Source organism: Paeniglutamicibacter psychrophenolicus (assembly GCF_017876575.1).
Taxonomy (GTDB): Bacteria; Actinomycetota; Actinomycetes; order Actinomycetales; family Micrococcaceae; genus Paeniglutamicibacter; species Paeniglutamicibacter psychrophenolicus.
Map to the genome: position 1 here is coordinate 274,494 of NZ_JAGIOE010000001.1, position 11,841 is coordinate 286,334.

The following is an 11,841-nucleotide window of genomic DNA, read 5'->3' on the forward strand; positions in this document are numbered from 1 at the left end:
AGCAGACCGCAGAGCAGAAGAAGTTCAACATGGACACCGTGGCCAACGCCGCGGCCACCCCTGACACCGAACTTCCCTGGGCCGAACTCGGCCTGAAGCAGAACGAATTCGAAGAGGTCGTCAAGGTCCTGGGCCGCCGCCCGACCGCTGCCGAACTCGCGATGTACTCGGTCATGTGGTCCGAGCACTGCTCCTACAAGTCCTCGAAGAACCACCTGCGCCAGTTTGGCGACAAGGTCACCGAGGAAATGAAGAAGGACATGCTCGTTGGCATCGGCGAAAACGCCGGCGTGACCAACCTGGGCGACGGCTGGGCCGTCACCTTCAAGATCGAATCGCACAACTCCCCGACGATGATCGAGCCGTACCAGGGTGCCGCCACCGGCATCGGCGGCATCGTGCGCGACATCATCTCCATGGGCGCCCGCCCGGTCGCCGTGATGGATCCGCTGCGCTTCGGCGCGATCGACCACCCGGACACCGCACGCGTCATCCACGGTGCGGTCGCCGGCATCGGCGGCTACGGCAACTCGCTGGGCCTGCCGAACATCGGTGGCGAGGTCGTCTTCGACTCCGTCTACCAGGGCAACCCGCTGGTCAACGCACTGGCAGTTGGCATCATGCGCCACGAGGACATCCGCCTGGCAAACGCCTCCGGCCTTGGCAACAAGGTTGTGCTCTTCGGTGCACGCACCGGCGGCGACGGCATCGGCGGCGCCTCGATCCTCTCCTCCGAGTCCTTCGACGACACCAAGCCCTCCAAGCGCCCGGCCGTCCAGGTGGGCGACCCGTTCGCCGAGAAGGTGCTCATCGAGTGCTGCCTCGAGCTGTTCAAGGGTTCCCTCGTTGAGGGCATCCAGGACCTCGGCGCCGCAGGCATCTCCTGCGCCACCTCGGAACTGGCCTCCAACGGCGACGGCGGCATGGACATCGAGCTGACTTCCGTGCTGCTGCGCGACCCTTCGCTGACCCCGGGCGAGATCCTGATGTCCGAGTCGCAGGAACGCATGATGGCAGTCGTCTCCCCGGAGAACGTGGAAGCCTTCGAGGCCGTCATGGACAAGTGGGCCGTGGAGTACTCCTGGCTGGGCGAGGTGACCGACACCAACCGCTTGGTCATCAAGTGGGACGGCGAGGTCATCGTCGATGTCGACCCGCGCACCGTGGCACACGACGGACCACTCTACGACCGCCCGTACGCCCGCCCTGTGTGGCAGGATGCGCTGCAGGCAGACACCTTCAAAGCCTCCGAGGCCGGGAAGAACCTGCCGGCCACCGGCGAGGAACTCAAGGCAGCACTGGTTGAACTGATGTCCAGCCCGAACATGTGCTCCAAGTCCTGGGTCACCAACCAGTACGACCGCTACGTCGGCGGCAACACCGCGCTGGCCACCCCGGATGACGCCGGCGTGATCCGCGTTGACGAGGAAACCGGCATGGGCGTGGCCCTGGCCACCGACGCCAACGGCCGCTACACCTTCCTGGATCCGTACCACGGCGCACAGCTGGCCCTGGCCGAGTCCTACCGCAACGTCGCCACCTCCGGCGCCGTGCCGCTGGCCGTCTCCGACTGCCTGAACTTCGGTTCCCCCGAGGACCCGGATGTCATGTGGCAGCTCGCCGAGGCCATTCGCGGCCTCTCGGATGCCTGCATGGAGCTCGGCGTCCCGGTCACCGGCGGCAACGTGTCCCTGTACAACCAGACCGGCGCAACCCCGATCCACCCGACCCCGGTCGTGGCGATGCTGGGCAAGTTCGACGACGTTGCACGCCGCACCCCCTCGGGCTGGCGCGCGGACGCCGACGGACAGGCCATCTACCTGCTGGGCACCACCTTCGACGAGCTGGACGGTTCGGAATTCGCGAACATCCGCGGACACCTCGGTGGCCTGCCGCCGAAGGTCGACCTCACGGCGGAGAAGACCCTGGGCGCGATCCTGATCAACGCCAGCCGCGATGGCATGATCGACTCGGCACACGACCTCTCCGAGGGTGGCCTCGGCGCCGCACTGGGCGAGATGGCCCTGCGCTACGGCGTTGGTGCCCGCGTCGCACTCGATGACCTGTGCGAGCGCGACGGCGTGGATGCCTTCACCGCGCTGTTCTCCGAGTCGCAGGCCCGCGCCATCGTCGCGGTTCCGCGCTCGGAAGAGGTCCGCTTCAACGACATGGCCACCGCACGCAACTTCCCGGTGGTTCGCCTCGGTGTTGTTGATGCCTCGGCCACCTCGCTGGAGATCCAGGGTCAGTTCGACCTGGACTTGAACGAGCTGAGCGAGGCCCACGAGGCCACGCTGCCGAAGTACTTCGGCTAAGCGATAGCACTCTGCTGACAGCGGGGGCGTCGGGGATTTTCCCCGGCGCCCCCTCAGTTGCTTAACGGCTTCTACCGTTCCAGGTTCTGTCGTCGAATGAAATCGGACATGCCCGGGACGGTAAATGCGATTTCGCCGTATTCGGGTGAGTAGACGAGACCCTTGGCGATGAGCTGGGCACGATGCGGTCCCAAGCTTGTCACTTTCGTCCCCAGTCGCTCTGCCGCAACTCGAGTACTGGAAGGTCCCTCTCCGTCTTCGGCCATTGCGAGCATATATTCACGCTCTTTTGGCGTGGCCCGATCCCACCGGGACGGAAAGAAGCCCGAATCGAGCCGCTGCAATCGCGCATGAATTGCTGCAGTGGCATCGTCGCGTTGAAAAGGATGCGAAGTCGCCACATTCCACATGGCACTGCCGAACTCTTGAATGAAATAGGGATAGCGCCCGGATGCCTTAACGAGCAACTCCAATGCTTCGTCAGAGTATGTGGGACCAACGGATTTTGCCGGTATCACAAATGATTCCTCGGTTTCTGATTCCGAAAGTTTACCGATTACTCGATAGTCGAAAAGCCGCTCTGGGTAGCTCCGAGCGTCGGCTAAGCGTGCCGGAAAATTGGGCAACCCCGCTCCAACGACGAAGAACGGCAATTCATTTTGTCCAGCATGATGTTGCGCGGCAACCAGTGCCACCAGCAACTCTTCGTCAAGGTCTTGCATCTCATCGATAAAGATCACAAACCCTTGACGGGCCGCTCGCATCGCACGGGCCACATCCTCTATGACGTCCCTCAAGTCGATGTCCACCACGCCAGTACGGGCCCGCGAGGGGTCTAAATCCACACCAAGGGATATCCCCGATACGCCAAAGGTGGCCCCAAAAGACGAAACTGTCCGAAGCATGGATTTGAATACGGCTTCGCCGGAGCGTGGCGCATAGCGCCGCGAGGCGATTTGCAGTTCTCGAGCAAGGACGTTCCGCACGTCCCTGGCTGCGGACGCGCCGGCCTGGGCTTCGATCTTGATCGTCAGCCAGTCGTGCGCCAGGGCTATTCCTCGCAACCGGTTAAGTAGCACGGTCTTTCCCACACCACGCAATCCGCTGAGCATCAGGGATCGGCTGTGACGCGACAATTTTGTTCGAGCTACCAGGAGGTCGAAGGCATCAATTTCAGCTTGCCTACCCGCCAAGAAGGGTGGCGGAACGCCAGATCCCGGGTTGTAGGGGTTTAGTGCGGGTTCCCTCCTTTGATTATGACAGGTTATGAGGGCTTATAAGAAGAATCCTTATAAGTCCTCATAAGCACCTACAAGATATCGGCAACGTCCGTGTCAAGCGCGGTGGCGCCAGATTCAACGACATGGGAATCGCGCACCAACTTACCGTTACGCCGCCCTGGTGCAATTGAGGCCCTTGGGCTGCGCGGGAGGACCAATGGGAACCCCCTGCACCCCAAAGCCCTCACACAACAGGCAGCCCCAGGTTTGCGTGGCCGTGTCGGATCATGAAGCGCCAGGGCGTGGCGTGAGCACCTCGACGCGATTTCCGAAAGGATCGCGGCAATGGAATCTTTCGTAGCCTTCAAAGGTGTACCGCTCTTCCCAGGAGAAATCGAAGCCGGCCGCCTGGATCCCGGCGGCCAGTTCTTCGAGGCGCGCCACGGATTCCACAACGAATGCAGGGTGCGACTTCTTGCCGGGCGCAAATCCCGGTTCGACACCCACATGGATTTCTGCCACGACGACTTCCCCGTCGAAGGCGCGGAACCAGCAGCCCCCGCGGTCGGCAAGGGATGGCGGCTTGTTGACCTCCTTCAGGCCCAGGGTGCCGGCGTAGAACGCGCGCGCTTCTTCCTCCGAGCCTGGCGGCATCGAAACCTGAACATGATGCAATCTCATCGTGCCTCCGCACCCGTTGACTTGCTTGGCAGTCTATGGGGCGACCGCACCGTCGGGCCCTCCGCAATGCCGCTGCCTGGCGCCACCGGGAGCTTCGGCAGCCGTCACGCGTCCACAGGCACTTGTGAGCCACGTCGCCTTGCCGTAGAGTTCTACGTCACGGACCAGTGTTCGACTATAGAACCATTAGTTCTAATATAGAACACTTGTTGTCAGCCAACAGACACAGACCTGCGAAAAGAGGAAAGCCCCGTGCAGTTCCACCACCACGGTTACGTATCCGGTGACCCGCGTATCAAGCCGGCCGCCGGCGTCGGCATCAACCGCCCGGAGGAATTGCCCGAGGAGGTCGACGTGCTCATCGTGGGCTCCGGCCCCGCAGGCATGCTCACCGCCGCCCAGCTGGCCCAGTTCCCGGACATCACCACCCGCCTGGTCGAACGCCGAGGGGGACGCTTGGAGATCGGCCAAGCCGACGGCATCCAGGCCCGCAGCGTCGAGACCTTCCAGGCCTTCGGCTTCGCCGAGCGCATCACCGCCGAGGCCTACCGGATCACCGAGATGGCCTTCTGGCGCCCGGACACGCAGAACCCCAAGAACATCGTGCGCGGTGGACGCGCGGTGGACGACACCACCGGCATCAGCGAATTCCCGCACCTGATCGTCAACCAGGCCCGCGTGTTGGACTACTTCGCCGAGGTCGCCCGCAACTCACCCACCCGACTGGTGCCCGACTACGGCTGGGACTTCCAGACCCTCGAGGTTGCCGAGACCGGCGACTACCCGGTCAAGGTCACCCTGGTACGCAGCGCCGGGGAGGATGCGGGCACGGAAAAGATCGTGCACGCAAAGTACGTGGTCGGCGCCGACGGCGCCCGCTCCAAGGTCCGCTCCTCCATCGGCTGCACCATGGCCGGGGACAAGGCCAACCACGCCTGGGGCGTCATGGACGTGCTGGCCTCCACCGATTTCCCTGACATCCGTCTCAAGTGCGCCATCCAGTCCCACGACGGAGGCTCCATCCTGCTGATCCCGCGCGAGGGCGGACACCTCTTCCGCATGTACGTGGACCTGGGCGTGGTGCCCGAGGACGACAACGGCGCCGTCCGCCAGACCGGGATCGAGCAGATCATCGCGCATGCGAACCAGATCCTGACCCCATACACGCTTCAGGTGCGCAACGTCGCCTGGCACAGCGTCTACGAGGTCGGCCACCGACTGACCGACAGGTTCGACGACGTGCACGTCGAGGACATTGGCACCCGCACCCCGCGCGTGTTCATCACCGGGGACGCCTGCCACACGCACAGCGCCAAGGCCGGCCAGGGCATGAACGTGTCCATGCAGGACGGCTTCAACATCGGCTGGAAGCTCGCCCACGTGCTCGAGGGCCGCAGCCCCGAGTCCCTGCTGGCCACCTACTCGGCCGAACGCCAGGTCGTGGCCAAGAACCTCATCGATTTCGACAAGACCTGGTCCACCATGATGGCCAAGAAGCCCGAGGAATTCGAGAACCCCTCGGACCTCGAGGACTTCTACGTGCGCACCGCCGAATTCCCGGCCGGCTTCATGACCGAGTACGCGCCCTCCATGCTCACCGGTGCAGCGACCCACCAGGAGCTGGCCACCGGATTCCCCGTGGGCAAGCGCTTCAAGTCGGCCATGGCCTCCCGGGTCTGCGACACCAACCCGATGCAGCTGGGGCACCATGCCACCGCCGATGGCCGCTGGCGCATCTACGTCTTCGCCGATTCAGCGGCACCGGGCACCGGCTCGAAGGTCGCCGAGCTGGGCACCTGGCTGGAAACCGCGGCCAACTCGCCGCTCGCAGCAATGCCCGAAGGCCTGGATGAGGACGCCTGGTTCGACGTGAAGGTCATCTACCAGGCCAAGCACGAGGACATAGACATCAACGCGGTGCCGAAGGTCTTCAAGCCGCTGGTCGGCCCGTTCAAGCTCACCGACTACGAAAAGGTCTACGGCGTGGTTCCGGGAGCCGACATCTTCGAGACGCGCGGCATCTCCCGCAATGGCGCGATCGTGGTGGTCCGCCCGGACCAGTACGTCGCCAACGTGCTGCCGCTGGATGCCACCGCGGAGCTCGGCGCGTTCTTCGCCGGCATCCACACCGGCGCGCGCGTCTAGGTTCCGGCACCATCTGGGCCCCGCATTCCCTTCCGGGTCAATGCGGGGCCCTGCTCATGTGCCGGCGTGGGCGCGGTCCCACATGCCGTGCTCGAGCGCGAAGAGCGTGGCCGAGACCCTGTTGGTCGCACCGGTCTTGAGGTAGATGTGTTCAACGTGGTTGCGCGCGGTCTTGGGCGCGATCACCAATGCCGCGGCAATGTCGTTGTTGTTCATGCCGCGGCAGAGCAGGGCCAAGACCTCCGTTTCCCGCCCGGTCAGCCCCGCGGGCCCGGCACCGTGCCTCATTTCCCCGGTTCCCGCGGCCGCGCCCAGCACCGCCTCGACGGCGCGCGCATCGAGCCGGCCCGCTGCGGCCTCTGCGCGCAGCCGCTCACCTGCAGCCCGCGGGCCCAGGGCACCCCGGTGCGGCCGCGGTTCCAGCTGGCTTTGGTAGGCATCGGCGGCGGCAAGCAGGCGCTGTGCGGCATCGAGTTCGGGAGCTCCGCGCCCCTGCGGGTAGCCCGACCCGTCGAGCCTCTCCCGGTGGGCACCGGCCACCGCGGCCACCTGCCGCATCCCGGGAACCCGCGCCAGGATCCGCTCGCTCAGGTACGGGTACATGGCCAGGTGCTCCGCTTGGACCGCGGAGAGCGGTTCGGCCTTGTCCCACACCGCGTTGGACACCCCCATCCGGCCCAGGTCGTGGACCCAGCCGGCCCGGCGCAGCACCGTGGTTGCCGCCGGCCCCAGGCCCAGCCGCCCGGCGGCCCCGGCTGCCAGCGCGGACACCGCCCGGGAATGCCCGCTCGTCCAGGGGGACTTCAGGTCCGCGAAATCGCCCATGGCCTCGAGCACCGCATCCAGTTCCCCCTCGCCCAGCGGTGCCTCGGCGGGGGCGGAGGCCAGTACCTCGTCCCAGGGGTCCAGCTCCAGCAGCCCCCGCACCAGCTCCGCCGCCCGGGCACTGAACAAATCGGCGATCCCCGGGTCGAACTGGGTTCCGCGGCGACTGGCGACCATCCGGAGCGCCGCGTCAAGGCCGCCGCTGCGCAGGAAGACCTCGGCGGTATCGGCAAGCTGCGCAATGCGCATCTCCAGCGGGATCTGCGTACCGGAGCGCCCGGCGGGCAGCCCCTTGCCGTCCCAGCGTTCAAAGGTGTTGGCGAGGATTGCGGGCAGGTTTTCGTCCAGGCCCACGCGTGCGGCCAGCTGCCCGGCCGAGCTGCAGTGCGAGGCGATCATGTCCCTGACCGTCGTCCTGGCATTCACCGCGAACCGGGCGCGTTCGGCCATCCGCCGCCCGGGCCGAAGCCCGGTTCCGGTGCGCTGCAGCATCAGGGAGAGCATCGGGAGCCCGTGGGCGTCGATGCCGTAGTAGTCGGAGCGGAAGCCGATGTCGTCGCCGAAGAGCGCCGCCAGTTCGAAGGAGTCCACATGGCATCCGATCCAGGCCAGCAGGTTGGCGTGGTAGATCCGCCCGCGCATCGCTTCCCCGGTCTCGAGCAGCGCGGCGAGGCGCAACCCCAGCACGGTGGCGCGCAGCATGTGTTCCATGGGCTGGCCGAGCCCCAGGTCGATGGCCAGCGAGAGCGCGGCCAGCAGTTCGCTGCGCCGCGGGGCTCCGGCAGGCTCGCGCGGCACGGCGCCCCCGGGCCCGCTGCCCGCGGGAATCCGGTCGAAGCTGTCCGTGCGGTTCCGCGCCACGGGTTCATTCTACGGCGGCGGCGCTGCCGTCGAAGGGAAAACGAGGCTGGTGTCCGCCACGAACACGCCGCGCTGCGGCAGCCAGGCGTCGGCCAGGTGTTCCTGGACCGGCAGCGGCCGCGGGGTGCCGGCATCGGCCCCGTCAATGGTCGCGCTGGAGGCGGCGACCAGCCACACCCGCAGCGGGCGTGCCCGGAAGGACTGCCCGTTGGGCACCAGTCCGGACAGGCCCATTCTCCCGGAGCGCAACACCGGTCCCATGACCCTGCCCATGGCACCAAGCAGCGGCTCGCTGCTCCACAGTGACGGGGGCATCGCCCCGGCCAGCGCGGAAAGCAGCATCGTGGCCGGGGTGGATTTCATCTCCAGCTCCCAGTCCAGGACGCCGGGGACGGAGACCAGCAAGCGGTTGGGGCCCGTCCAGCGGCCGGTGACCGGTGTGCGCACCGCCTCGTGCAGCGCCGCGCCGAAGAAGCGGGCGCAGCTGAGCTCGGGTGCGGCGTCCGCGTAGAAGCTCCAGCTCCCGTCGGGCCGACGCAGCCACACCGAGCTGTAGCCCGGGCCGAAGGAGCTGCGCGGGAAGCGCCGGTAGGCCAGGTAGTGCCCGCTGCTGAACGGCAGGCCCATGAGTGCGTAGCCCGCGAGCCGGTCCCCGTCCCCCGGTGGCAGCGTGGCTCCGGCCTCGGCCCGTTGCGCGTACTGTTGCGGCGTCTTGGTTCCCATGGCGTGCTCCTTGCTCGATACCCGCAAGCGTAGGAGTCCGACTGCCAAGGCGCATGGGGCCGCTGCCCCATCTTTGGCGCGCCGCTCAGGATGCCTTGCGGCGCACCATCTCGTTGATCCAGTCCGGGGCGAACGGCGAGGTGCAGTTTGGTGGCGTCGGGTAGTCCTTGAGCACCTCGAGTCGCTCACCGATCGCCAGCGCACGGGCACGGAATTCCTCGTGCTCGATGCCGATGGTGGCCAGGGCCTGGTTCATGGCCCACTGCAGCCGGTCCGGCGCGTCCTTCATCCCTGACTCGATGGCATCGAGCAGACCCGGCAGGTCCAGCCCCTCGGGCTTCTTGGCAATCCGCTCGCTGGTCAGCGCCCAGCCGGCGCTTGCCACCACCGGGTCCGGGTCGGCGCTCCAGGAAACCCGCAGCACCTCGGCGTGCTTGGACTTCTTCACCACGTAGTTCACCAGCCAGTCGTGCACCTTCGGTGCGCGCGCCTCGCGCAGCATCGCATCGAGCTGGTCCGCGGTGAATTCCTTGGGTTTGCAGATGAGCAGGGCCACCAGCTTCGCGGCCGTCTGGCCGGTGTCCCACAGGGCGGCGGACAGCTCCTGGTTGGTCTTCAGCGCCTTGGCGACGGCGCGCAACTTGGTCAGGTTCACCCCGTGGTCGTCGCCGCGCGTTTCGTTCAGCGCGCGAACCTTCGCGTTTTCGAGGCCGGCCAGTTCGGTCAGCACCTGCTCTACCGTCGTTGCTTCCATGCGGTCCTCCTAAGGCCTTGTGCGTGGCACCAGTCTACGTATCGGGACCCACCATACGGCCCCGGTGTCAGGTGCCCGCGGCGAGCCGGCGGGCGGCCGCGACGTACCGCCGGGTGATAAGAGCCTGCGTGGCCCCGGTCAGCGGGCCACCGAGCCGGCGGAACCTGGTCGAGGGGCGGGAGACCGCCTTGATCTCCAGGTACACCGATCCGTCGTCCTCCAGCACGGATTCGAAGGATTCCTCCCCGGATGCGGGGTGCCCGGACAGCGTGCCGTAGGCGAAGCCGGACCGGGCGCCTTCCTCGATGAGCCGCACGACGCGGCATGGTGCGTTGATGCGCGCCGGGCCGAAGCCGATCCCCAGCACCACGCGGCTCCCGAGCTGGACCCGCGGGGTGTCGGGCCGGACCCCCAGCCGTGCATCCTCGTGCAGTTTCCAGCCCATGATGCCCGCTGACAGCGCCTCGAAGGCGGCAGGGCCGTGGCCGACGTATTCGCGCACCCGCAACGCGATGTACCCGGCAGGGGGATCTCCACCTGCCGAAACGGCCAAGTCCGGGTAGTTCAAATCGCGCAGCAGCCCCAGCCTGAACAGCCGGCGCCGGGCGGCCAGCTCGGCGGGCCCGCGCTCATCGAGCACCAGCCCGGCAAGCCCCAGCACCGCCTTGCCGCCGAGACGGGCCGGCAGCGGCACTGGCCCCAGCGATGCAGGTTCAAGGCCCAGCAGCCTGCGGTGGTTTTCCGGCAGCGTGTCCACAACGGCGGCAAAGAGCAGCTTGTAGCCCGGCAGCACCGCGGGGTCCAGCGGCGGGTTTTTCAGGAAGGAAACGACCTCGGCGACCCGCGGGCCACCGGCCAGTTCGCCGCGGGTCTCGTATCCGACGATCGCCGCGCGCAGTTCCGCCTCGCTGCGCGGCGGGTTGGCCACGCCCATGAGTTCCCCGGCCTTGGCCCATTCGCGCACGTAGGCGTCGGCGCCCTGCGGGACGGGGCCGCTGAAGGCCTCGTGGCAGCGCAGGAAGGCATCGGCGAAGGCGATGTGCACCCAGTCGGAGAGGCCCGGGTCGTTGGCGCTGTACCCGCGATCCTCCCCGGTTCCGGCGGTGTAGTGTCCCGCCACCGGGGTGTGGAGCCGTTGCACCCACGCGCAGGCGTCCCGTGCGGCAACCGTGTCGCCGTAGGTCAGGGTGAAGATCCAGCGGATGGTGCCGGCCAGCCGGGCCAACGGGTCGGCCTGGTAGTTGGAGTGCTCGGCGACCCCGGCCAGCGCGCCGGGATGCAGCGCCTGGGTCAGCAGCGCCCGGATGCCCGCGGCGATCGGGCTCATGCCGCCGTGCACCGCCCAGACCGCGGAGTCGTGCCGGAAGTATCCCGCATCCTCCCCCGCATCCAGCGCACGTTCCCACACGGGGTCGTAGGTTTCCTGGGCGGAGAAGGTCTGGTGCAGCTTGAGCCGCAGCGCGGAGAACATGGCGGGAACTAGTCGATCTGCAGTTCGCCCATGTCGCCCCAGGAATCTCCCTCGACCTTGCGCGAGACGATCTTCGGGGTGGCGGCGAGGGCCGGGCGCATGGATTCCAGGCCGGCCTTGAAGTGCGCGGAGTTCACGTGGGTGCCGGCGGCCTCGTCGTCGAGGAAGGCCTCGACGAGCACGAACTCTGCAGGGTCCTGGACGCTGCGGGACCAGTCGAACCAGAGGTTGCCGGGCTCGGCGCGGGTGGCCTCGGTGAACGGGGTCACCAGGTCCATGAATTGTTCGGTGTATTCGGGCTTGGTCTGGAACTTAACAACGATGAAGTACATGCCACCAGCCTACAGATTCCGGATCAGCCGCGCTCGAGAAGGCCCCTCCATCCCAGCGCCGCGCGGTCGGCGGCAGGCAGGGAGGCGACCACCAGGTCGTAGGAGTCCTCGATCATCGCCAACATGGTCTCGGCGTCCAGGCCCGGCACCACGGTGTTCCAGTGCTTCTTGTTCATGTGGTAACCCGGGGTGATCTGGGGGTTTGCGGCTCGCAGCTGCTCGGCCAGGGCCTGGTCGCACTTCAGGTTCAGGCTCGTTGTCCCGCCGCGGAGCATCAGCAGCCCGAACATCTTGGCCCGTGCGCCGTCCCTTCCCGCGACCTTGAAAACGGCCGCGTCCTCGCCGAAGGGGAAGTCCTCGAAGGCACCCGGAAGGGAGAGCAGCATCTCGCGCCAGGATTCGTATTCCACGCTGCCCATCCTAGCCCCGCCGGGTATGGAAGTGGCCGGCCCTGCCACCTGGGGGTTGTGGCAAGACCGGCCGGTCTACAGGGGTTCGCGGTCGGCCCGTCCCT

At 67.0% G+C, this 11,841-nt stretch carries 10 protein-coding genes; 2 read left to right on the forward strand and 8 right to left on the reverse strand.

What is annotated here, in order from left to right:
- The first annotated feature begins 29 nt into the window (after positions 1-29).
- Positions 30-2,315, forward strand: coding sequence for a phosphoribosylformylglycinamidine synthase subunit PurL (gene purL, locus JOF46_RS01160; protein ID WP_209911414.1), 2,286 nt, complete (start codon positions 30-32; stop codon positions 2,313-2,315).
- A 71-nt stretch (positions 2,316-2,386) separates the two neighbouring features.
- On the opposite strand, the gene JOF46_RS01165 is transcribed toward purL, so the two are convergent.
- Complete coding sequence (locus tag JOF46_RS01165) at positions 2,387-3,508, reverse strand: ATP-binding protein (protein ID WP_209905643.1); 1,122 nt, start codon at positions 3,506-3,508, stop codon at positions 2,387-2,389.
- A 312-nt stretch (positions 3,509-3,820) separates the two neighbouring features.
- Positions 3,821-4,216, reverse strand: coding sequence for a VOC family protein (locus JOF46_RS01170; RefSeq protein ID WP_209905644.1), 396 nt, complete (start codon positions 4,214-4,216; stop codon positions 3,821-3,823).
- 252 nt (positions 4,217-4,468) lie between these two features.
- Here JOF46_RS01170 and JOF46_RS01175 point away from each other — a divergent pair, with 252 nt between their 5' ends.
- Complete coding sequence (locus JOF46_RS01175) at positions 4,469-6,361, forward strand: FAD-binding monooxygenase (protein ID WP_209905645.1); 1,893 nt, start codon at positions 4,469-4,471, stop codon at positions 6,359-6,361.
- 54 nt (positions 6,362-6,415) lie between these two features.
- Here JOF46_RS01175 and JOF46_RS01180 read toward each other — a convergent pair whose 3' ends face one another.
- The 6 genes from JOF46_RS01180 to JOF46_RS01205 all read right to left on the reverse strand — a co-directional run bounded on the left by JOF46_RS01180 (position 6,416) and on the right by JOF46_RS01205 (position 11,746).
- The gene (locus JOF46_RS01180) at positions 6,416-8,047 is read right to left on the reverse strand and encodes an HD domain-containing phosphohydrolase (RefSeq protein WP_342592327.1); all 1,632 of its coding nucleotides are present in this window, start codon (positions 8,045-8,047) and stop codon (positions 6,416-6,418) included.
- 9 nt (positions 8,048-8,056) lie between these two features.
- Complete coding sequence (locus JOF46_RS01185) at positions 8,057-8,770, reverse strand: hypothetical protein (protein ID WP_209905646.1); 714 nt, start codon at positions 8,768-8,770, stop codon at positions 8,057-8,059.
- 85 nt (positions 8,771-8,855) lie between these two features.
- The gene (locus tag JOF46_RS01190; RefSeq protein WP_209905647.1) at positions 8,856-9,524 is read right to left on the reverse strand and encodes a DNA alkylation repair protein; all 669 of its coding nucleotides are present in this window, start codon (positions 9,522-9,524) and stop codon (positions 8,856-8,858) included.
- A 67-nt stretch (positions 9,525-9,591) separates the two neighbouring features.
- A complete protein-coding gene (locus tag JOF46_RS22630) occupies positions 9,592-10,995 on the reverse strand; it encodes a DUF1990 family protein (protein ID WP_209905648.1) in 1,404 nt (467 codons plus the stop codon).
- Between the two features lie 8 nt (positions 10,996-11,003).
- On the reverse strand, positions 11,004-11,327 hold the full coding sequence (locus JOF46_RS01200) for a putative quinol monooxygenase (protein ID WP_209905649.1): 324 nt from the start codon (positions 11,325-11,327) through the stop codon (positions 11,004-11,006).
- A 23-nt stretch (positions 11,328-11,350) separates the two neighbouring features.
- Entirely contained in the window at positions 11,351-11,746 is a 396-nt protein-coding gene (locus JOF46_RS01205) for an MmcQ/YjbR family DNA-binding protein (RefSeq protein ID WP_209905650.1), read from the reverse strand.
- Positions 11,747-11,841: the final 95 nt, after the last annotated feature.

What these genes read in the sequence shown, in the direction of transcription:
- purL (WP_209911414.1), top strand. Translation starts at nt 30, where the DNA reads ATGGACACCGTGGCCAACGCCGCGGCCACCCCTGACACCGAACTTCCC.
- JOF46_RS01170 (WP_209905644.1), bottom strand. Translation starts at nt 4,216, where the DNA reads ATGAGATTGCATCATGTTCAGGTTTCGATGCCGCCAGGCTCGGAGGAA.
- JOF46_RS01185 (WP_209905646.1), bottom strand. Translation starts at nt 8,770, where the DNA reads ATGGGAACCAAGACGCCGCAACAGTACGCGCAACGGGCCGAGGCCGGA.
- JOF46_RS01190 (WP_209905647.1), bottom strand. Translation starts at nt 9,524, where the DNA reads ATGGAAGCAACGACGGTAGAGCAGGTGCTGACCGAACTGGCCGGCCTC.
- JOF46_RS22630 (WP_209905648.1), bottom strand. Translation starts at nt 10,995, where the DNA reads ATGTTCTCCGCGCTGCGGCTCAAGCTGCACCAGACCTTCTCCGCCCAG.
- JOF46_RS01200 (WP_209905649.1), bottom strand. Translation starts at nt 11,327, where the DNA reads ATGTACTTCATCGTTGTTAAGTTCCAGACCAAGCCCGAATACACCGAA.
- JOF46_RS01205 (WP_209905650.1), bottom strand. Translation starts at nt 11,746, where the DNA reads ATGGGCAGCGTGGAATACGAATCCTGGCGCGAGATGCTGCTCTCCCTT.